This is a genomic window from Nonomuraea sediminis (assembly GCF_018531495.1).
In the GTDB taxonomy this organism is placed as follows: domain Bacteria; phylum Actinomycetota; class Actinomycetes; order Streptosporangiales; family Streptosporangiaceae; genus Nonomuraea; species Nonomuraea sediminis.
The window spans coordinates 147,235-167,646 of record NZ_JAHDTI010000019.1 but is presented as its reverse complement, the minus strand read 5'-3'; the positions used below and the strand labels follow the sequence as shown (position 1 = coordinate 167,646).

Genomic DNA, 20,412 nt, shown 5'->3' with positions numbered 1-20,412 from the left:
GCTATGGCCATGCGATTCCGCAAGCTGGAGACCGGCGACATCGACGCCATGGCGGTCGTGGCCCAGTCGCTGGACAACCAGTGGGTTCCCCCTGACCTCCTGCACGAGATGATCGACAAGCGTCTCGAGTTCTCCGACGTACGGGAGCGGCTGCGTGCCGCGGTTCGCGGCGAGTACATCCGCTCTCTGATCAACAGCACCCAGGTCGTGATCAACAGGTCGTTCTTCTACAACAACCCGGTGCTGTTCGAGGACTTCCTGCCCGGCGCGACCAACCGGGCCGGCTTCATCGAGCTGCTCGATCAGGGCGCGATCGTGCAGATGCTGCTGGCCGAGCGGACGCCCGTGGAGCCGCCCGCGTTCCTGGTCGACCAGCACGCGCCCCACTACACCTTCATGCAGCAGGGCTGGGACGCCTGGGAGGCGACCGCCGAGGAGGCCGAGGTGCACAGCCTGCGGCTCTCCTGGAACGACGACGGGCTCAACGGCGACCTGATCAGGCAGCGGTTAGCGGCGGAGTTCACCCGCAAGGCCCAGACGCTGGTCAACCTGTACGGCCCCACGCTGGCCGGCGACCTGGGCGTGGACATCGACACGGCGCACGCGATCAAACGCAGGCTGGCCGACGTCGCGGCCCGCTGCGTGCAGCTGTCGGTGGAGGACAAGGTCGCCACCCGCGAAACCATGTACAAGGAGTTCCTGACAGCGGACCGGAGCGAGCCGATCCTGGGCAGGTTCGACCGGAGCAGGCCGTTCACCGCCTACGTCAAACAGCTGATCGACCTCACGCACAGCGCCAACATGGCGGTCGCGCTGGAGACGCTCGCGCTCACCCCAGCCGACGCCTTGCATCGCGCCACTTTGCAGGAGTGGAGGAGCGTGGGCCGCGGTCCCCAGGAGGTGAGCGCGGAACAGATCGGTGAGCTGCTCCGCGGCCTGGCCTTCGAGGTCGTCTCGGAGGACCTCTACCTGGACACGTTCGCCAAACTGTCCCTGCGCGACGTGGTGGACGTGCGGGCGAGCAGGCAGTGGGCGGACTACGTCAGGCTGATGAAGGGGATGCTGGAGGATCCGCTCGGCAGGTTCGCCGACCCGCGGCGAGGCGCGCCGGCGGTGATCGCGGCCTACGTGGACCTGCTCGCGGAGACCACCCGGATCGCGGCCGGCCGCGAGCGTCCCGACAAGCCCTTGCCCATGGCCCGCTCGTTCGCGCTGGTCGCGAGCGTGGACGTGGCGGGCGCGCTGCTGGAGTTCACGACCGGGCCGCACGGGGTCCACGTCGTCGTCGCGGGAGCGGTGGCCAGCACCGCCGCGAGCGAGGTCGCGAACGTGACCGTCCGCGTCGGGCTGCGCGCCCTGGAACGGCGGCGCCGCGTCGCCCGATTCGGCAAGGCCCTCGACACGCGCACGCAGATCCTGACGGGCCGCACCGGCGACAGGGCGGCGCGGTTCTGGCAGGACCTGGTGGCCCAGTTCGAGGCCCACATGAGCGAGGAGACGATGGCAGAGGTACGGCGGCGCCAGAAGACCGACGCCACCGTGGAGGGCGGGGACGAAGCCGTCGACTACTGAAAGGGGCTCAGCCGCAGCCGCCTGGCGTGCAGGAGGGCGGCCAGGGTGAAGGAGTCCGTGATCTCCCCCCGCTCCAGCATCGAGTCGAGCTCCGCCGGGTCCGCCAGCAGGACCTGGTCGATGCCCTCCCCCGCGTCGAAGCCGGTGACCTCTCCTTCGAGCTCGGCCCAGTACAGCGCCACCTCGGTGCCGATGAGGCCGCTGTCGGCGTGCATGCGGCCGAGCTCGCGCACCCGCATCCCGGGCATCTGGAGTTCCTCGCCCGCCTCGCGCCTGGCGGTCTCCTCGAAGCTCTCGCCGAGGTCGGCGAATCCCCTGGGGATCTCCCAGTGCCGTCGCCTGGTCGCGTGCCGGAAGTGCCGGACGAGGACCACCTTGCCGTCGCGCACCGGGAGGATCGCCGCTCCGCCGATCCCCGAGGTGTGCAGGAGCCGGACGTAGGCGCCGATCCTGCCGTCGGGGAAACGGACGCGGTCCCTGACGAGCGTGACGTAGGCATCCTTGTAGCGCACGCCGAAGGAGTCGTCGCGGGGATCCAGGATGATCGTGCCGGCGCCTTGCGGGTTGGCGAACAGGTCCGGGTGTCGCCTGCGCAGCGTCCGGTATCGGACGAGGGAGGGATTGGGCCGCATCGCAACAACTTACAGCGCGGTCGTCTCGCTGCGGAGTGTCACGGTTCTGCCTCTCACGGCGTAGGCCAGGGCGGCGAGCGCGACGAGGACGGCGGCGGCCGTGAGCGGGCTCGGGACGCGGGCCAGGACGGCCACGCCGATGGTGGCGCCCACCTGGCGGGCGGCGTTGAGCACGCCGCCCGCGGTGCCCGCCGTACCCGCGGGAGTTGCGGCGATCATGCCGGCGACCAGGGCCGGGAGGCAGAACGACAGGCCGAGGCCCGTCAGCACCAGCCACGGGATCAGCACGTCGGTCAGCGCCAGGCCCGCCAGGCCGGCCGCGAGGAGGGCGAGGCCGGCCAGGATCGGCGGGCGCGCCCCGAACCTGGCGACGATCCGCCCGGTGAGCACGGGGTTGACCGCCATCGGCAGGGTGAGCGGCAGGAACGCCAGCCCGGCGGCCAGCGGTGAGAGCCCCTCGCCGTCCTGCAGCCGCAGCGTGAGCACGAACAGCGCGCCCGCGAAGGCGAAGGTGGCCACCGTGCCCGCGAGCAGTTCCCGCCACGTCGCGCGCAGCAGCCCGCCCGGCAGCGCGGGCGCCTGGCTGCGGCGCTCCACCAGCACCAGGGCGATCAGCGCGGCCGGTGCCAGGACCGCAGCCAGGACCGAGGAGTCGATCAGCGCCTCGGCAAGCAGACCGAGGAACCCGCAGGCCAGGATCTGGACGGCCCAGTCGATCCGCCGCCCGCCCGCCGGCGAGCGCAGCCCTCGTACGGCCAGCAGTGACAGCAGCGCGACGGGCGGGTTGATCAGGAAGACGGCCCGCCAGCCGTACAGGTCGACCAGCAGGCCGCCCAGCAGCGGTCCCGCCGCCAGCGCGGTGCCGGTGATCGCCGCCCACAGGCCCATCGCCCTGGCCCTGCCGGCGGCCTGCGGGTACAGCTCGGCCACCAGCGCCAGCGAACCGCCCAGGCACAGCGCGCCCGCCACGCCGAGCAGCGCGCGCAGCCCGACCAGAGCCCCGAGTGCCGGCGCGGCGGCGCTCAGCAGCGACAGCACCCCGAACGCGGCCACACCGAGCCGGAACACGCGCGCCGCGCCGTAGCGGTCGGCCACCGCCCCGCCGGTCAGCAGCGCCGCGGCGAAGGCGACCGTGTAGGCGTTGACCGCCCACTGCTGGCCCGCCAGCGTCCCGCCGAGGTCGGCACGCAGGTCGGGCAGCGCGATCGTGAGCACGGTCGTGTCGAGCAGCACCAGGAAATAGGCAAGGGAGAATCCCAGGAATCGCCGGGGAGAGATCATGCCCTTAGCCTGCGGAAACCCGGCCCGCCCACACAACAGGCCGACCCGTGGAGGGCATCAGGCGGAACCGTATGCTGGTTGTGTGGAATTGCGACATCTGCGGGGATTTGTCGCTGTAGCCGGGACCGGCAGCGTCAACGGCGCCGCGACCGCGCTCGGACTCGCGCCCGCCTCGGTCTCCGAGCAGATCCGCAGGCTGGAAGGGACCCTGCAGGTCAAGCTCTTCGACCGTACCCCGCACGGCATGCGGCTGACCGAGCAGGGCACGATCCTGCTCTCCCACGCCCAGGAGCTGCTCGACCACGCCGAGCGGGTACGGCGGGCCGTGACGGGCACCCGGCGGCGGGTGCGCATCGGAGCCCTGGAGAGCCTGGTGGCGACCCGGCTGCCGGCCGTGGTGCGCAAGCTGTCGGACCTGGACGTGCACGTGCGGGCGCTGCCGCGGCGCGAGCTGCTCGAGGAGGTGGCCGAGGGCGGGCTGGACGCCGCGCTGCTGCTCGACTCGGGGCTGCGGATCGGCGGGCTGGGCTTCGATTCGCCGCCCGGCCTGGACTTCATCGACGTGGGCCAGGTGTCGCTGATCATGGTGGCGGCGCCGGAGTCGGAGGAGGACACGCTGCTCACGACGCCGCCCGGATGCTCGATCAGGATGGCGGTGGACAGGATCTTCCCGGGGGACGTGCCGCGCAGGGAGCTGACCAGCATCTCCACCGCCCGGGAGTGGAGCAGGCAGGGGCTCGGGAGGTCCCTGCTGCCCGACTTCGCGGTGGAGGCGGACCTGGCCTCGGGGGCGCTGGTGCCGCTCGGGTTCGACGCGCCGACGCTGTCGCTGCGGCTGGTCTGGCTGCGCAGCCGCGAGTCCTCCCTGCGTGACGTGCTCTACGCGCTCAGCGGTTAGCCCCGGCGCGCGGGCTGGGGGCAGCGCTCGCCGTACTTGACGACCCAGAGCTGGACGGGGCGGCCGTCGAGGCGCTCGCCCGCAGGCGGGGTCTGGCGGCAGATCTGCCAGTTGGCGTCCATGAGCGTGAGGCGGTTGCTGCCGCTGGCGTCCTGGACCTTGATGCTGGTCCTGGGCGGCAGGGAGTCCTTGGCGACGCGGACGCTCTTGCCGGTGAAGTCGGGCATCAGCCCGGGCGCGGCGGGCACGACCACGGTGTCGGGGCACACCTCGCCGACCTTGACCACGTCGAGCCGGATCTCGCCGCTGTCCTCGTGCTGGCCGCACACCTGCCAGTCGCGGCGTATCAGCACGATCCGGCCGCGTCCGCTGACGTCGATCGCCCTGATCCGCCTGAACCCGGCCGCGGCCAGCTCGTCGTCGGCGACCGCCAGCCCTTTGCCCACGACCTGCGGCACCGGGTCCGCGGCGGCGCTCACCCCGCAACCGGCCACCAGCGCCAGCACGAGCAGAGACTTCATGACAACTCCCCGTCTGTCCGACCAGGGGGAGCAAGTCCGAGCTTAGCCGGTCTTGGACCTCAACCCGGTGATCCGGCGGAACAGGTCCCACCAGAACGGCGCGCCGAACAGCAGCGCCACGTAGGTCAGCAGGTAGCCGGGCCAGTGGCTGAGCGTGGTGATCCGGCTCCACCACTCGCCGCCGTTCCACTTGATGCTGGGGTCGCCCTCGGCGGGGATGTCGACGCTGACGATCGCGTGTGAGAGCACCTTGACCAGCGCGGGCGAGCTGAGCGTGTCGGTGATGCAGGAGACGGGCTGCTGCGTCTGGCACTGCGCCTTGAGCTCGCTGTAGGCGTCGGGCCCCGACTCGGCCACCGCGCTGACGGAGGCGCGGAAGGCGTTGTCACGCAGCAGCGTCTTGGCGAACTCCAGCCCGTCGGCGCTGAACAGCAGCACCACCACCAGGCCGAGCGCGGCCACCGCCCACTTGACGTAGCGCTTGTAGAGCAGCGACAGGCGCTGCATCTCGCTGTCGAACCAGGTGGTCATGCCCTCCTTGAAGCGCTCCATGTCGCGCTGTGCGGAGTCCCACACGCCCTTGAGGTGGCCGTACAGCGGGCTGTTCATGGCCTTGAGCCTGGTCAGGAAGGCGTCGACGCCGCCTTCCTCGGTCGCGGCCATCTCCATCACGGCCGTGGCGAAGCGCTCGGGCGGGATGTTGGCGATGCTGGTCTTGCCCGTCGTGGGATGGTCGATTTCGCGGACCCGCTCGTAGAGCAGGTTCGTCATGGCGTCCTCGGCCTTGTTCTCGTGCGCGGGCAGCTCCGACTCGGCCGGCGCCGGCTGGTCGCTGTGTTTCGGTCGCGGGTCGCGCACGAACGGCAGCACGGCGAACACGTCCTTGATCCCCGCGGGCAGCCAGGCCCGTCCCTGGGCGTCGGTGCCGTCCAAGGTGTCCCTGAGGTAGGCCCACAGGAACTTGGCGCGGATGCTCAGCATCCGCACGAGCCCCTCGTTCAGCCCGCTCACCAGCAACGACAGGAGCAGGAAGGTGAGCACCAGGCCCAGCGCCAGATCAACGTAAACGGATAGCAAAATTGATCACCCCGCGCTTTGATACACCTGCCGGGGCACTTCTGGCCAGTCGCTTGCGCATGTACGGCTCGCGCGACCATCCTTGGCCATGCCCCGAGACGCATCCGGCGACCGTTCCGAGGCTGCGGAGACGACCGCCTCAAGCGAGCGTTCCGTCGTGGCAGGGGCGATAGGCGACCACGCGATCGTGATTACGGGCGACCGGAATACGGTCAACGTCGCGCAACCCGCACCCCGGCAGGTCGTCGTGGGCGACATCCCGCACCGCCTGCCGTCCTTCCACGAGCGGCCCGCGATCCTGGCGATGCTGCGGGACGGCGAGACGATCGTGCGCTCGGTCACGGGCGGCGCCGGGGTGGGCAAGACGACGATGGCCGCGTCCGCGACTGGCTGGCCGCCGCGGCGGAGCCCTGCCTGGTGGTGTTCGACAACGCCGCGGACGTGTCGATGCTGCGCCCGTGGATTCCCGCCACCGGCCGGGTCCAGGTGGTGGTCACGACCCGCGACCGGGCCTTCGACCGCCTCGGCTTCCCCGTTCCCGTCGGCGTGTTCGCGCCCGAGGAGTCGGTGGCCTTCCTGGGCCGGATGACGGGCCTGGACGATCCGGCAGGAGCCGCAGAACTGGCCGCCGAGCTCGGCCGGCTGGCGCTCGCGCTGGCCCAGGCGGGCGCCGTGATCGAGGAGCGCGGCCTGTCATATGGCGGCTACCTGCGCGCGCTGCGGGCCGAGCCGCTCGCGGACGGCTTGCGCGGTATCGAGGGCGACGCCTACCCCAGGACCGCTCCGGGGTCGTGATGCACCGCCTCACGCAGCGCGCGATCAGGGAGAGCCGTCCCCCGCGCGTAGAGGATGTCCTGGACCTGCTCGAGGACTATCTCCAAGGCATCCCGTCCGGGCCCGCGGCCTGGGAGTTCCGCGACGAGATCGAGGCGCTGGTCGCTCAGGCCGACGCGGTCTACGAGGTGCTGCCACTCACTCCGCGGCTCTACAAGCTGCGCGAGTCGTGCGCCACCCTGCTGGGCCTCCTGCATGAGCCCCAGCGCGCCCTGGCCCTGCGGCTGAGCCGGCTCGCCGACGCCGAGCGCCTGTTCGGCCCCGAGAACGACTGGAACGTCAACGCCCGCTGGGAGCTCGCGCGGGCTTACCAGGCCGCGGAGGAGTACGGCAGCGCCGTGCCCTTCTTCGAGCGGACGATCGCCGACCTGACCGGGGAACTGGGTCCGGAGGATCCCGTGACGACGGCGGCCCGCATCGAGCTGGCCATCTGTCTCATCGGCGTGGACAGGGAACAGGCTCGCGAGCAGGCCACACATTCTGGCTCTGGCGGACGGCGTGCTGGATCCCGGGCATCTGGTCGTCGCGGACGCGCGGGCCGATCTGGAGCGGCTCAGGAACGAGGGCGGTGACCTGCCGTCACGCCCGGCGAAGCCGTGAAATCCTTCACGAGCCGTAGAACACCCGCTCCACCACCTGACGAGCCCGCCGAGTGACGCGGCGGTAGTCGTCGAGGAAGTCCTCTGAGCCGTCCGGCGGGTAGCCCAGCGTCTGGGCCAGGCGGCGCCGTTCGAGGGCGTCGGCGGGGACGCTGTCTCCCGGGCGGCCCTTGACCAGCATGATGGCGTCGCGGATGCGGGAGGCGAAGCTCCAGGACTCCGCCAGGGTCGCCTCGTCGGTCGCGTCGAGCAGCCGTTCGGCGACGGCCGCGCGCAGCGCCTGCAGGGTGCGGGGGGTGCGCAGCGTGGGGCGGTCGTGCGCGTGGCGCAGTTGCAGCAGCTGCGCGACCCACTCCACGTCGGAAAGGCCGCCGGGTCCGAGCTTGGTGTGCAGGCCGGGATCGGCGCCGCGGGGCAGGCGTTCGGCCTCCATGCGGGCCTTGAGCCGGCGGATCTCGCGCACCGCGTCCTCGTTGAGCCCGCCCGCGGGGTAGCGGATCTCGTCGACCATCACGGCGAACTCGGCGCCGAGCGCGGCGTCGCCCGCGGAGAAGCGGGCGCGCAGCAGCGCCTGCGACTCCCACGGCGAGGACCAGCGGGCGTAGTAGGCCCGGTAGGAGGCCAGCGTGCGCACCAGCGGCCCCTGACGGCCCTCGGGACGCAGGTCGGGATCGACGATCAGCGGCGGGTCGGGGGCAGGCAGCGCCAGCAGGCGGCGCAGCTCGTTGGCCACCGCGAAGGCGGCGTCGGTGGCCTCACGCTCGTCGCCGAGCGGCGAGTGGACGAACATCACGTCGGCGTCGCTGGCGTAGGAGCACTCCATCCCGCCCAGGCGGCCCATCGCGATGACCGCGAACCGGGTCGGCACCGGCGCGCCACGATCGGCCGCCACCTTGGACAGCGCCACGTCGAGCGCGGCCTGGATGGTGACGTCGTTGAGCGCGGAGAGCACCACCCCGACGGGCTCGATCTCGAGCAGCCCGGAGATGTCGGCGACAGCCGTACGGAACAGCTCTCGGCGGCGGACGGCGCGCACCGCGGCGACGGCGGGCTCGGCGTGGCCGCCGTGCCGTGAGACGGCGGCCGACAGCTCGCCGAGCAACGCGTCGGCGGGGCGGGGGGCGAGGTCGGCGTCCGAGCCGAGCATGCCGACGGCCTCGGGCGCGTTCATGAGCAGGCCGGTGGCGTAGCGGGAGGTGCCGAGCACGCGGGCCAGCCGGGCGGCCACGGCGGTCTCGTCGCGCAGCAGCCGCAGGTACCAGGGGGTGGTGCCGAGCTTGTCGCTGATCTGGCGGAACCCGAGCAGCCCCGTGTCAGGGTCGGGCGAGTCGGCGAACCAGCCGAGCATGACCGGCAGCAGCGTGCGCTGGATCGCGGCCCGCCTGGACACGCCCGTCGTCAGCGCGGCGAGGTGGCGCAGCGCGCCCTCGGGGTCGACGTATCCCAGGGCCTGCAGCCGGGCGGCCGCCGCCGTGGTCGACAGCCGGGCCTCCGACTCCGGCAGCCGCGCGACCGCCTCCAGGAGCGGGCGGTAGAACAGTTTCTCGTGCAGCCGCCTGGCCTCCCTGGCGTGCCGCTTCCACCGGGCGGTGAACTCGCCGACCGGGTCGGTGTGCGCGCCGAACGCCCGCCCGAGCCTGCGCAGGTCCTCGGGCGCGGTCGGCAGCAGGTGGGTGCGGCGCAGCCGGTGCAGCTGCAGCAGGTGCTCGACCTGGCGCAGGAAGGTGTAGGCCTCGGCCAGGCTCCTGGAGTCGTCGCGGCCCACGTAGCCGCCGCGGGAGAGGGCGGCCAGCGCGGGCAGCGTGGCGCGGCGGCGCAGCAGCTGGTCGAGCCGGCCGTGCACCAGTTGCAGCAGCTGCACCGCGAACTCGATGTCGCGCAGGCCGCCCGGTCCCAGCTTGAGCTCGCGCTCTCCCTCGGCGCGCACGTGCTCCTCGACGCGGCGGCGCATGGCCTGCACGTCCTCGACGAAGTGGGGGCGGGTGGCGGCCGACCAGACCAGCTCGTTGACCGCCGACACGTACGCCTCGCCCAGCTCGGCGTCGCCGGCGACCGGCCTGGCCTTCAGCAGCGCCTGGAACTCCCAGGTCTTGGCCCAGCGCCGGTAGTAGGCCAGGTGGCTGGCCAGGGTCCGCACCAGCGGCCCCGAGCGGCCCTCCGGGCGCAGTCCCGCGTCGACCTCCCACAGCGCGCCCTCGGGCGTGGCGGCCGAGCAGGCCCGCATCATCGCCTGGGCCAGCCGGGTGGCGGTGCGCAGCGCCTTGGTCTCATCCGCGCCGTCGCGCGGCTCGGCCACGAAGATCACGTCCACGTCGCTGATGTAGTTCAGCTCGCGGGCGCCGCACTTGCCCATGCCGATGACGGCCAGCCGTACGTCGTCGTCGCCCACCTCGGCCCGCGCGATCGCCAGCGCGCCCTCCAGCGCGGCGCCCGCCAGGTCCGACAGCTCGCCCGTCACCTCGGACAGCGTCAGCTCTCCCGTCAGGTCGAGCGCCGCCAGCCGCAGCAGCCGCCCCCGGTAGGCCACCCGCAACGCCACGAGCGCGTCCGCCTCGTCGGCCCGCGGGTCCTCCTCGGCGGGATCGGCGCCGACGGCACGCAGCAGGTCCGCGCGCGGCTCCGGCAGATCCTGTACGGCGAGCAGCTCCACGTGGCCCGGATGCCGGACGAGGTGTTCACCCAGTGCGGCGCTCACGCCGAGCACGGCGACCAGGCGGGTACGGACGCGTTCGTCGGCGCGGATGGCGTCAAGGGCGGCCGGATCGCGCTCGGCCAGCCTGGTCAGCGAGGTGAGCGCCAGGTCGGGGTCGGCGGCGTCGACCAGCGCGGGCAGCAGGTCGTCCAGGTCGACTCCCGCGGCCTCGACGAGACGGGCGGCCCGGGCACCGTCGGCGAAGCCGAGCTTGGCCAGGCGGGCTGCGGTGGACTCGATCCTGGGCACCTCTCCATCTTCGCAGCACTGCCGTATGATGAGAATGCAACGCAACGTTGCGTTGTATTCTGGGAGGTCGAAACGATGGGCGAGAAGGTTCCCGCGGCGGTGACCTGGGGGCTGCTGGCGGCCTGGATGGTGCACGACGCGGAGGAGCTGGCCACGATGGCCTCGTGGTCGCGCACGGCCAAGGACCGGCTCGGGGAGCGGTACCCGTGGGTTCCGTGGGAGCGGCTCGAGGTGTCGCAGGGGCACGTGAACGTGGCGATCGGGCTGATGGGCGGCGTCATGGCGGGCGCGTCGGCGCTCGGCGCGCGCACCGGCGGTCGCAGTCCCGCCTTCCAGGCGGTGCTGGCTGCCTTCGGGCTGCACGGGGTGGTGCACCTGGCGCAGGCGGCGGCCGCCCGGGGCTACACGCCGGGCGCGGTCACGGCGCCGCTGGTGGTGCTGCCGTTCTCATGGTGGGCCTGGCGCCGGCTCAAGGCCGCCGGGGTCCACACCGGCGGTGCCTCCTCGACCGTGGCGGGTCTGGCGATCTTCCCGCTGGTCACGGCCGGCGTCCACGCGGCGGCCCACGCCCTGTCCCGCAGGGCTCCTCGCGGTGCTAGGCGGGAGCGGCGGTTCTGACGACTTCGGCGAAGGCCTCCGCGACGGGGCGCCAGGTGGCGATGAGGCGGTCCTCGGCCGCCTTGACCTCGGCGTTGAGGTCCTCGGCGCCGTCCAGGTCGGCGGCGGAGGTCCAGGTGGTGAAGATCTCGGGGGTGGCCTCGGGGTGGAACTGGACCGCCCACGCGGCCTCGCCCATGCGGTAGGCCTGGTGCGGATACTGGTCCCCGGTCATGAGCGGCACCGCGCCCTCCGGCAGCCGGGTCATGGCGTCCTGGTGGTACTGGACGGCGGCAGCCGTACCGACTCCTGACAGGATGCGGTCGGAGGCGGCGGCGGGCAGCGGGCGCACCTCGCGCAGGCCGACCTCGAGGCCGTTGCCGCCGCGCCCGACGACTCCGCCGCAGGCCATCGTCATCAACTGGGCGCCCAGGCAGATCGCCAGCGTGGGCGTGGACTCCTCCACCGCGCGCCGCAGCAGGTCACGCGTGGCGGGGTGCCAGGGCGAGCGCTCGTCGTCCCAGGCGTCGGCCGCCCCGCCGAGCACGATGAGCCCGTCGGCGGCCCGCTCGGGAACGCTGTCCCCCAGGTACGGCCGGACGACGTCGCATTCGAGCCCCAGCCAGCGCTCGAGGTACCCGAGCCCGGCGCCGGCCTCGTGCTCGATGACGGTGATCCGCATGTGCGTAATTTATCCCCTAAAAGCCGGGAAGCAGTCCTTAGGATCCGGTTATGAGAATCGACGACGTCGGCGGGATGCGGATCGCACGGTTCGGGGAGGGCGAGCGGCTGGTCATCGCGGTGCACGGGATCACCGCGTCGCTCATGGCCTGGAAGGCCGTGGCGGCCGAGCTGCCCGAGGGCTGGTCGCTGGTCGCCATGGACCTGGCGGGTCGCGGCCACAGCGCGGGGCTGGCCGGGCCGTACGGGCTGCCGAGGCACGCGACGGACGTGCTGCGCGTGGCCGAGCACGTGGGGGCGGGACCCGACGCGGTGCTGACGGGGCACTCGATGGGCGCCTACGTGGCCGCGCTGGCCGGGGCGCAGCGGGACTTCGCCAGGGTCGTCCTGGTCGACGGCGGGCTGCCGATGCCGCTGATACCCGGCTCCGACCCGGACGAGATGCTGGAGACCACGCTCGGCCCGGCGCTGGCCAGGCTGACGAAGACGTTCCCGTCGGCCGAGGCCTACGTGGACTTCTTCAAGGCGCACCCGGCCTTCGCCGGGCACTGGAGCCCGCTCGTCGAGGAGTACGTCAGGTACGACGTCACCGGCCCGGAGGGCGCCCTGCGGTCGCGCGCGATGCCCGAGGCGGTCAGGGAGGACGGCCGCTGGCTGCTCACCGAGGACGCCGCGATCGCGGCGGCGCTCGAGGCCATCAAGTCGCCGCTGCACCTGCTGCGGGCGCCGCGCGGGCTGCTCAACCAGGACGTCGGCATGCACCCGGACGCGCTGGCGGCCGCCTGGACCGCCCGGCTGCCTGAACTACGGGACGAGCTCGTCCCCGACTGCAACCACTACACGATCCTCTTCGACGACCGCTGCGCCGCCCTCGTCGCCGACCGCCTCACCGGCTAACGCGGGGCGATCCACGTCGCGCGGGCGGAGGCGACCAGGGCGCCGTCGTTCTCGTAGATGGCGCTGCGGCCGAAGAGCTTGCGGCCGTCGCGCCCGGTCGCCTCACCGACCACCGAGTAGGTGCCGCCGGGGTACACGCGCCGGTGGATCTGTACGGCGAGCCGGCCGAGCAGCGCCGACTCGCCGGGGGCGAAGTGCGCCCAGCCCGTGACGCAGTCGAGCGCCGCGCCGACGATCGAGGCGGGCACGCCGTCCTCGTCGGCGACCGTGAAGGGCACGCGCCAGCCGGCGGCCACCAGGCCCGTGCCCTCGACCGGGCCGGGGAAGATGCGCAGGCCGTCGCCGGGCTCGCGCAGCCCGCAGACGAAGCACTCGGGGAAGGCATGGCCGTGCCAGCCGGGGAATCCGGCCTCGGCCCTGGCCGCGTCGGTGAAGGGCACGAAGTCCGGCGCCTCCAGGTCCTCGGCCACGGGGAACGCCTCGACCAGCAGCTTGTCGCCGTCGGTGAGGGTGACGGTGTTGGCCACGTGCTCCAGGCGGACTTCGGTGTCCAACGGCGTGGGAGCATGGAGGGTGACCTCGACGGCTGATCGGTGGCCGTTGAGCGCGTCGGCCATGGTGCCGGCTATCCAGCCCCCGTTGGCCACGGCGGCGGGGCCGCGGAAGCGCTCTGGAACGGTCAACACGGTCTGCAGGGCAGCCGTCGTCATGCGTCATCCTCCATATCGCCCCCAGGGGGCGGTAAGACCAGAAATACCGATAGAAACAGGCCGATTTTACGGGGTGGGGTGTTTACCGAGACCACGGGGTACCCCACACGTGAACAACATCACTACCCCGTCCGAAACTTCCCGCCTGTGATCCGGGAAACGGTGTCGCATCGTTCCATCCCCACCGCGCCCCCACACTTCCGACATCCCGTAAGATGCGTGGTCAATGTGGCCGATGTGACTTAGGGGTTAGAAGTGACCATGCTCAGCCGGCGGACGTTGCTCAAGGCGGGCGCCGCGGCCGTGCCCGCGATCGCGCTGGGATCCCTGTCCGAGCAGGCCGACGCGGCGACGCTGGTGACGAGCGGCGTCATGCCGTCCCAGCTGGCCAGCTTCGACAAGACCGTCCAGCAGTACATGACCGAGCGGAGCATCAGCTGCGGCCAGCTCGCGATCGCCCGCAAGGGCAAGATCCTGGCCGCCCGGGGCTACGGCACCTACATCCCGAACGGCGGGACGCTGGCGAAGGTGCAGCCGACGTCGCTGTTCCGCATCGCCAGCCTGAGCAAGAACATCACCTCGGCCGCCATCCTGCGCCTGGCCCAGGACGGCAAGCTCACGCTCACCACCCCGATCACCAAGCTGCTGGGCCTCTCGTCCGCGGCGGACGGTCGCCTGGAGCAGGTGACGCTGTGGCGGCTCATGCAGCACACCGGCGGCTGGGACCGCGAGGTCAGCAAGGACGCGCTCTGGCTCGACCAGACGATCGCGGCCTCCCTCGACAAGGACTTCCCGATCACGCACGCCGACATCATCAAGTACGTCACGGGCAAGCCGCTCGACTTCGCGCCGGGCTCCGAGATGTCCTACAGCAACTACGGCTACATGCTGCTCGGCCGCGTCATCGAGAAGGTGTCGGGCATGAGCTACGAGGCGTACGTGCGCACCAAGCTGCTCGCGCCGCGCGGCATCACCCGGATGCGGCTCGGCAAGAGCCTGCGCTCGGAGATGTCGGCCTCCGAGGTCAGCTACGAGTCGAAGTACACCACCAAGATCGTGGTGAACGACTCGGGCATCACCGTGCCCTACCCCTACGGCGGCTTCAACATGCCCAACCAGGACGCCAACGGCGGCTGGCTGGCCTCTGCGGTCGACCTGGTCAGGTGGGCGGGCGTGTTCGATGCCTCGAGCACCGTGCTCAACGCCACGTCGATCTCGCGGGCCTTCGCCAAGCCGGAGATCGGCGTCAGCACCGACGGGTCCTGGTACGGGGCCGGATGGTACGTGCGCAACTGGGGCAGCGGCCTCAACACCTGGCACAGCGGGTCGATGCCGGGCACCTTCACCTTCCTGGTGCGCCAGGCGCTCGGGGTGACCTGGTGCGTCCAGTTCAACCGCAGGGAAGAGGAAGGCTCGCCCGACTTCGACGTCGTCGACAAGCTGCTGTGGCAGGCGCACGACGCCGTGACCACCTGGCCCACGACGGACCTGACCTCGCGCTACTTCTAACCCACGCTACGGCGGGCCACGGCCGGTCGGTACAGCGGGCCACCGCCGGTCGCGGTGCGGCGCACCACGACCGGCGAGCGGTACGGCACACCACGGCCGGCGAGCGGCACGGCGGGCCACGGCGTCGCCCGGTTTGGCGCGTCGTGGTCGTGCGGTAACGTCCCCTCGCGTGACCTTCGCCATCCGCCCCGCCGAGCCGCGCGACCTCGCGGCGCTCCCGGACATCGAGCGCGTCTGCGACGGCGTCTTCCATGAGGTCGGCATCGTCTTCCCCGACGGCCCGCCGGTGATCGAGGAGGTCATCGCCCACGGCGACCCCATCTGGGTCGCCGGGGACCCGCCGGTCGGCTTCGCCGGCGTCATCGAGCTGGACGGCCGGGTCCACCTCGAGCAACTGGCGGTCCTCCCCCAGCACGGCCGCCAGGGCATCGGCGCCGCCCTCGTCTCAGCCGTCCTGACCGCGGCCGCCGAGCGGGGCTCCCCCGGCGTCACCCTCCTGACCTTCCGCGACGTCCCGTGGAACGCCCCCTTCTACGCCCGCCACGGCTTCACCGAGTTCCCTCCGGCCCTCTGGGGCCCCGCCCTCCAGGCCCACTGGCAAGCCGAACTCACCGCCGACCTCCACACCCTCGGCCCCCGCCTCGCCATGCACCACCCTCTCGCCTAGCCCGCCACATCAGGGCCGCTCGAGGTCGCGGGCGCATTGGCGGCTGGGGGCTCGGACAGATGGCGGCGGTCCAGGGAAGGTGCGCCGACTCTCCGGGGCGAGGCAGTCCCAAGCCGGGCGCGTAAGGGGCGCAATGCCGCGTGAGCGGGCGCGGCGCGAAGGCGCGCAGGCATGGCGGGCCCGAAGGCGCGAAGGCATGGCGGGCGCCCACCGAGGTGCCCCACAGCCCGAAGAGCAGACCCATCACGTCGCCGGCCACGGAACGAGGCGAACCCAGCCGCACAGAGGAGCGGCGCGCAGACCGGCCGCGCAAGTGGGCAGCGCGCGTCGGCATGGGGACGCGAAGGCGTGCCGGGTGGCGGACGCGAAGGCACGCCGTGGTGGCGGGCGCGAAGACGTGCCGGGGTGGTGGGGTTACGTGAGGTGGCCGGTGGATTTGAGGGTGTCGAAGATGAGTTGGTCGACGGGGGCTACGCGGGGGCGGTCGGCGTAGGTCAGCCAGACGACCTCTTCGATCTCGCTGCTGGGCACCGGCGTGCCTTCGTAGTCGGCGCTGTAGCAGGTCATCTGGACGATGACGCCGTCTGTATGGCCGTGCGCCTGGGCCGAGTAGGTGCCGACGTGGGTGGCCGTGGCGGGCAGGATGGTGACGGCGAGTTCCTCCGAGATCTCCCGCACGAGCGTCTCCACGTCGCTCTCACCAGCCTCGCGCTTGCCGCCCGGCAGGTAGTAGACGTCCTTGCCCCGGGAGCGCGTGCTGAGCACCCGGCCGTCCTCGATGCGGATCCACGCGACCTTGTCGATGACCATCGGCCCACGCTACAGGGCGGCCACGACGATCCCGACCACGATCAGGACCACCACGACGCAGCGCAGCACCTTCATAGCGTCAACTCTAGGTTGACGCTAGTCAATCGTCAACTCTAGGTTGACAGGGCGAAGCGCTCGAGATCCACGGTCACCAGATCCGTCAGGAAGGCCGCCTGCCGCGGATCGTGCCAGTCCCCCGTCTCCAGACCGTTGACGACCGTCCACACGCCCCACTCCAGGAGCATGTACCGCAGCGCGACCGGCCACAGCCGCCGCTCGTCCGCGGTCAGCTCGACCTCGCCCAGGTACGCCCGCGCGAAGACCTCCCACTCCTGCCTGGTGAACAGCCGGTCCCCCAGGTCGTTGTGGAACAGCAGCACGGCGAGCGCCAGATCGAGCACCCGCGGCACCCGCTCCCCGTTGTCGGGATCGATGAGCACGGGCCCGGCCTCGGTGTAGACGAGGTTGTTCGCCTTGAAGTCCATGCTCGCGTCGACCCACGGCAGCCGGGCCTGCCGTACGGCGGGCAGCTCGGAATCCATGAAGGCGCGCAACCGCGGCGCGAACCGCCCGAGCACCTCCTCGCGCAGCGCGGGACGGTGGGCGCTCATCGCCTTGTCGAGCCCGGTGACGTCCTCCTCGACGGTGGCGGCGTCGCGGTCGGGCCAGCGGAAGTCGCTCAGCCCGGCGGGCTCGGCGCCCAGCGCGTGCAGCCGGCCGAGCAGCGTGCCCGCGGCGTCGATGTCCTCAGGGGTGCACTCGTAGGCGCGTCCCTCGACCCACGGATAGGCCACCCAGTCGTCCTCGCCGATCCGGTACGGCCCCGCCACCGGGGTCACCACCGGGAACCCCACCGAGGCGAGCCGCCTGACCCAACGGCCCATCCCGTCGGCGGAATGGGTCCGCTTGACGGCCACCCCGTCGCCGCGGAACACCGGTGCGTACGGATAGATCGACTCCTGCGCCGGAATCCCGAAACGCCGGAAGACCTCGGCATACTCGCCAGACATACCGCTGGACACTAGCGCCACACCGGACAAATCGCCCACCATTTTCCACCCACCGAGCGCCGGGCGCCCACCGCCACCACGGCGGCATCTCCGGATGGTGCCAGTTAACGGCTTGCACGACCCGGTGGAGGGGTCAGAGGACCGGCAGGTAGCGGCCGAGTTCGAACTCGGTGACGGTGCGGCGGTATTCGCGCCACTCCGACCGCTTGTTGCGCAGGAAGAAGTCGAAGACGTGCTCCCCCAGCGTCTCGGCCACCAGCTCGCTCTGGTCCATGACGCTGATCGCCTCGTCGAGCGAGCCCGGCAGCGGCTGGATGCCCAGGGCGCGGCGCTCGGCGCTGGTGAGGGTCCAGACGTTGTCCTCGGCCGCCGGCGGCAGCTCGTACCCCTGCTCGATCCCCTTCAGCCCGGCGGCCAGGATCAGGGCGAAGGCCAGGTAGGGGTTGCAGGCCGAGTCGAGCGAGCGGAACTCGATGCGCGTCGAGCCGCCCTTGTGCGGCTTGTACATGGGCACCCGCACCAGGGCGGAGCGGTTGTTGTGGCCCCAGCAGATGTAGGAGGGCGCCTCGCCGCCCTGCCCGGCGATGGCCTCGGCGCCGCCCCACAGCCGCTTGTAGGAGTTGACCCACTGGTTGGTGATGGCGGTGATCTCCGCGGCGTGCTTCAGCAGCCCGGCGATGAACGAGCGGCCGGTCTTGGACAGCTGGTACTCGGCGCCCGCCTCGTAGAAGGCGTTGCGGTCGCCCTCGAACAGCGACATGTGGGTGTGCATGCCGGAGCCGGGGTGCTCGGTGAACGGCTTGGGCATGAAGGAGGCCCAGATGCCCTGCTCCAGCGCGACCTCCTTCATGACCAGGCGGAAGGTCATGATGTTGTCGGCGGTGGTGAGCGCGTCGGCGTAGCGCAGGTCGATCTCCTGCTGCCCGGGCGCGCCCTCGTGGTGGCTGAACTCCACCGAGATGCCCATGGACTCCAGCATCATGATCGCCTGACGCCTGAAGTCGTGGCCCGAGCTGTGCGGGGTGTGGTCGAAGTAGCCGCCGGAGTCGATCGGCTCGGGCCGCTCGCCCGGCTCGGGCCGGTTCTTCAGCAGGAAGAACTCGATCTCCGGGTGGGTGTAGAAGGTGAAGCCCATGTCGGCGGCCTTGGCCAGGGTGCGCTTGAGCACCCAGCGCGGGTCGGCGTGCGACGGCGAGCCGTCGGGCATCAGGATGTCGCAGAAGATGCGCGCCGCCCCCGGCGTCTCGCTGCGCCAGGGCAGGATCTGGAACGACGAAGGATCGGGCTTGGCCAGCATGTCGGACTCGTAGACCCGGGCGAAGCCCTCGATGGCCGAGCCGTCGAAACCGATGCCCTCGGCGAAGGCGCCCTCCAGCTCGGCCGGCGCGATGGCCACGGACTTGAGGAAGCCGAGCACGTCGGTGAACCACAGCCGGATGAATCGGATGTCGCGTTCCTCGAGCGTGCGGAGCACGAACTCCTGCTGGCGGTCCAAGGCATCCCCTCAAGCAGACAGTACTGGTCAAGTACCAGAATGCCGTGTCAGTGTTTCACACACGTTACGAGCCTCACCGGTGCGTGCCTCACTGACAAACCCCCCGGCCCGACCTAATGTGATCACGCAGATCAGTCTCGGGGGAGGCAACGTGGCCATCGACCTGCTTGATCACAAGCTGGATCGCGCCTTCGACCACATCGACGCCGACGGCGACGGTGAGATCGACCGGGAGGACGTGTTGGGCCTGGGGGCCCGCATCCTGGTGGGCTTCGGGGAGTCGCCCACCTCGGTCACCGGCAGCAGGATCGTGGACGGCTTCGACGGGATCTGGCGGAGCCTGGCGGAGGCGCTGGATCGCGACGGCGACTCGAGGCTCTCTCGTGAGGAGTTCCGCGCCGGCATGACCTGGGCGTTCGTCTCCGGCGACCGCTACGACCAGGTGTTCAGGCCGACCACGGAGGCGCTGGCCGAGCTGGCCGACACCAACGGCGACGGGCTGATCGGACCGCGGGAGTTCCGCACCATGATCACCGCCTTCGGCGCCGCCTACGACGACGTGGACGAGGCCTTCGACCGGCTGGACAGGACCGGCAGGGGCACACTGACCACCGACGAGCTGGTCCTGGCGGCCTGGCAGTACTACTGCCTCGACGACCCGCATGCCACCGGCAACTGGCTCTTCGGACCCCTGTGATGATCGCGTCCGTGAGATCCGCGCTGCGGTCCGTGCTCAGGAGACCGCTGCTGCCCGCGCCGCGCAGGGGCACCTCGCCCGCCGAGGCGCTGCTGCCGCTGACGGACCGGGTGCCCGCGATGGGCGTGCCATGCCGGATGCACCCCGCCGTGTACGCGATCGAGGCCGCGGTCATCGACTGGGCGCGCAGGACCGGCATGCAGGCCGACCCTGGCGTCGGCTTCCACCGCATCGCCGGGCGGGTGTTCGCCGAGTTCGACGCTGCCGCCGCCGCGCTGTTCGCGCAGTGGCTGACGTGGCTGTTCAACCTGGACGACGAGCTCGACGAGGGCGCCAGGCCGCTGAACCTGTTCCAGGGCATCCTGGCGGGCGCCTGCGGGCATCCGATCGAGGCGGCCTTCGCCGACCTGTGGCGGGTGACCAGCGCCAGGATGAGCGACCAGTGGCGGGCCCGTTTCGCGTTCAACCTGCGCCGCCAGCACGACGCCTGCCGCGACGAGGCGGCCAACCGGGCCACGGGGCGCATCCCCACGCTGGCCGAGTATCCGGCGCTGCGCCGCGGCACCGTGGGCCCGTACCTGTTCGACCTGGTCGAGCCGTGCCTGCGGGTGGAGGTGCCGGCGTGGCTGCAGGGCAGCGAGTCGTGGCGCGAGCTGGTGGACGCCTGCATCGACGCCACCGCCTGGTGCAACGACATCACCTCGCGCGCCAAGGAGCGCGACGACCAGCACAACCTCGTCGTCATCGCGATGCACGAGCTGCGCATGGACCAGCGCGAGGCGGTCGCCTGGGTGCTGGACAGGATCGTCGAGCGCTGCCACGACATGCACCGCGCCGCCAAGCGCATCCCGCTGGAGGCCCTGACGCCCCAGCAGTCCAGGGACGTCAGCAAGGTCGCCTGCGCCTACCTGGCCGCGCCCCGCGCCCACCTCGACTGGCTGCTGGAGTCCAACAGATACACGTAACGTGACGGGCCGATTCCGC

The 20,412-nt window shown here is 71.6% G+C and carries 20 protein-coding genes; 10 read left to right on the top strand and 10 right to left on the bottom strand.

From position 1 onward, the window contains the following. Positions 1 to 9: 9 nt before the first annotated feature. A complete protein-coding gene (locus tag KIK09_RS51015) occupies positions 10 to 1,572 on the top strand; it encodes a hypothetical protein (protein WP_214326848.1) in 1,563 nt (520 codons plus the stop codon). Here the strand turns inward: KIK09_RS51015 and KIK09_RS51010 are convergent. Then, complete coding sequence (locus KIK09_RS51010) at positions 1,566 to 2,204, bottom strand: NUDIX hydrolase (protein WP_214326847.1); 639 nt, start codon at positions 2,202 to 2,204, stop codon at positions 1,566 to 1,568. The two genes, KIK09_RS51015 and KIK09_RS51010, sit on opposite strands and share 7 nt — an antisense overlap. 9 nt (positions 2,205 to 2,213) lie before the next feature. Next, positions 2,214 to 3,485 carry an MFS transporter gene (locus KIK09_RS51005; RefSeq protein ID WP_214326846.1) on the bottom strand — a complete coding sequence of 424 codons (1,272 nt, stop codon included), beginning with the start codon at positions 3,483 to 3,485 and terminating at the stop codon, positions 2,214 to 2,216. 82 nt (positions 3,486 to 3,567) lie between these two features. Here KIK09_RS51005 and KIK09_RS51000 point away from each other — a divergent pair, with 82 nt between their 5' ends. Next, positions 3,568 to 4,383: a LysR family transcriptional regulator gene (locus KIK09_RS51000; protein WP_308164795.1), complete on the top strand. Its 816-nt coding sequence runs from the start codon at positions 3,568 to 3,570 to the stop codon at positions 4,381 to 4,383. On the opposite strand, the gene KIK09_RS50995 is transcribed toward KIK09_RS51000, so the two are convergent. Together KIK09_RS50995 and KIK09_RS50990 are read right to left on the bottom strand one after the other, a co-directional pair. Continuing rightward, a complete protein-coding gene (locus tag KIK09_RS50995; RefSeq protein ID WP_214326844.1) occupies positions 4,380 to 4,904 on the bottom strand; it encodes a Stk1 family PASTA domain-containing Ser/Thr kinase in 525 nt (174 codons plus the stop codon). The two genes, KIK09_RS51000 and KIK09_RS50995, sit on opposite strands and share 4 nt — an antisense overlap. A gap of 42 nt (positions 4,905 to 4,946) precedes the next feature. Then, positions 4,947 to 5,981 (bottom strand): hypothetical protein, encoded by a 1,035-nt coding sequence (locus tag KIK09_RS50990; RefSeq protein ID WP_214326843.1) that lies wholly within the window; start codon positions 5,979 to 5,981, stop codon positions 4,947 to 4,949. A 417-nt stretch (positions 5,982 to 6,398) separates the two neighbouring features. Between KIK09_RS50990 and KIK09_RS50985 the strand changes: the two genes are divergently transcribed. Together KIK09_RS50985 and KIK09_RS50980 are read left to right on the top strand one after the other, a co-directional pair. Further along, positions 6,399 to 6,776, top strand: coding sequence for a hypothetical protein (locus KIK09_RS50985; protein WP_214326842.1), 378 nt, complete (start codon positions 6,399 to 6,401; stop codon positions 6,774 to 6,776). Continuing rightward, a complete protein-coding gene (locus KIK09_RS50980) occupies positions 6,776 to 7,387 on the top strand; it encodes a tetratricopeptide repeat protein (protein ID WP_214326841.1) in 612 nt (203 codons plus the stop codon). The genes KIK09_RS50985 and KIK09_RS50980 overlap by 1 nt, the downstream gene beginning before the upstream one ends. 34 nt (positions 7,388 to 7,421) lie before the next feature. On the opposite strand, the gene KIK09_RS50975 is transcribed toward KIK09_RS50980, so the two are convergent. Beyond that, positions 7,422 to 10,355 (bottom strand): bifunctional [glutamine synthetase] adenylyltransferase/[glutamine synthetase]-adenylyl-L-tyrosine phosphorylase, encoded by a 2,934-nt coding sequence (locus KIK09_RS50975; protein WP_214326840.1) that lies wholly within the window; start codon positions 10,353 to 10,355, stop codon positions 7,422 to 7,424. 75 nt (positions 10,356 to 10,430) lie between these two features. Here KIK09_RS50975 and KIK09_RS50970 point away from each other — a divergent pair, with 75 nt between their 5' ends. Beyond that, positions 10,431 to 10,973, top strand: coding sequence for an HXXEE domain-containing protein (locus tag KIK09_RS50970; protein ID WP_214326839.1), 543 nt, complete (start codon positions 10,431 to 10,433; stop codon positions 10,971 to 10,973). Here the strand turns inward: KIK09_RS50970 and KIK09_RS50965 are convergent. Then, a complete protein-coding gene (locus KIK09_RS50965) occupies positions 10,951 to 11,634 on the bottom strand; it encodes a type 1 glutamine amidotransferase (RefSeq protein WP_214326838.1) in 684 nt (227 codons plus the stop codon). The two genes, KIK09_RS50970 and KIK09_RS50965, sit on opposite strands and share 23 nt — an antisense overlap. A gap of 50 nt (positions 11,635 to 11,684) precedes the next feature. Between KIK09_RS50965 and KIK09_RS50960 the strand changes: the two genes are divergently transcribed. Further along, entirely contained in the window at positions 11,685 to 12,530 is an 846-nt protein-coding gene (locus KIK09_RS50960) for an alpha/beta hydrolase (RefSeq protein ID WP_214326837.1), read from the top strand. Here the strand turns inward: KIK09_RS50960 and KIK09_RS50955 are convergent. Beyond that, complete coding sequence (locus KIK09_RS50955; RefSeq protein WP_214326836.1) at positions 12,527 to 13,240, bottom strand: PaaI family thioesterase; 714 nt, start codon at positions 13,238 to 13,240, stop codon at positions 12,527 to 12,529. The genes KIK09_RS50960 and KIK09_RS50955 overlap by 4 nt on opposite strands. Before the next feature lie 261 nt (positions 13,241 to 13,501). On the opposite strand from KIK09_RS50955, the gene KIK09_RS50950 reads away from it, so the two are divergent. Both KIK09_RS50950 and KIK09_RS50945 read left to right on the top strand, forming a co-directional pair. Beyond that, positions 13,502 to 14,749, top strand: a complete 1,248-nt coding sequence (locus KIK09_RS50950) for a serine hydrolase domain-containing protein (RefSeq protein ID WP_214326875.1) — start codon at positions 13,502 to 13,504, stop codon at positions 14,747 to 14,749. Between the two features lie 169 nt (positions 14,750 to 14,918). Beyond that, positions 14,919 to 15,416 (top strand): GNAT family N-acetyltransferase, encoded by a 498-nt coding sequence (locus KIK09_RS50945; RefSeq protein ID WP_214326835.1) that lies wholly within the window; start codon positions 14,919 to 14,921, stop codon positions 15,414 to 15,416. Between the two features lie 414 nt (positions 15,417 to 15,830). Here the strand turns inward: KIK09_RS50945 and KIK09_RS50940 are convergent, their stop codons facing one another. The 3 genes from KIK09_RS50940 to glnA2 all read right to left on the bottom strand — a co-directional run bounded on the left by KIK09_RS50940 (position 15,831) and on the right by glnA2 (position 18,731). Beyond that, positions 15,831 to 16,226, bottom strand: coding sequence for an NUDIX hydrolase (locus KIK09_RS50940; protein WP_214326834.1), 396 nt, complete (start codon positions 16,224 to 16,226; stop codon positions 15,831 to 15,833). A 113-nt stretch (positions 16,227 to 16,339) separates the two neighbouring features. Beyond that, positions 16,340 to 17,236: a phosphotransferase gene (locus KIK09_RS50935; protein WP_214326833.1), complete on the bottom strand. Its 897-nt coding sequence runs from the start codon at positions 17,234 to 17,236 to the stop codon at positions 16,340 to 16,342. A gap of 133 nt (positions 17,237 to 17,369) precedes the next feature. Next, complete coding sequence (gene glnA2, locus KIK09_RS50930; RefSeq protein WP_214326832.1) at positions 17,370 to 18,731, bottom strand: gamma-glutamylpolyamine synthetase GlnA2; 1,362 nt, start codon at positions 18,729 to 18,731, stop codon at positions 17,370 to 17,372. A 151-nt stretch (positions 18,732 to 18,882) separates the two neighbouring features. On the opposite strand from glnA2, the gene KIK09_RS50925 reads away from it, so the two are divergent. Both KIK09_RS50925 and KIK09_RS50920 read left to right on the top strand, forming a co-directional pair. Next, on the top strand, positions 18,883 to 19,428 hold the full coding sequence (locus tag KIK09_RS50925) for an EF-hand domain-containing protein (protein ID WP_214326831.1): 546 nt from the start codon (positions 18,883 to 18,885) through the stop codon (positions 19,426 to 19,428). 11 nt (positions 19,429 to 19,439) lie between these two features. Beyond that, entirely contained in the window at positions 19,440 to 20,393 is a 954-nt protein-coding gene (locus KIK09_RS50920) for a terpene synthase family protein (RefSeq protein ID WP_214326830.1), read from the top strand. The last annotated feature ends 19 nt before the right edge of the window (positions 20,394 to 20,412 follow it).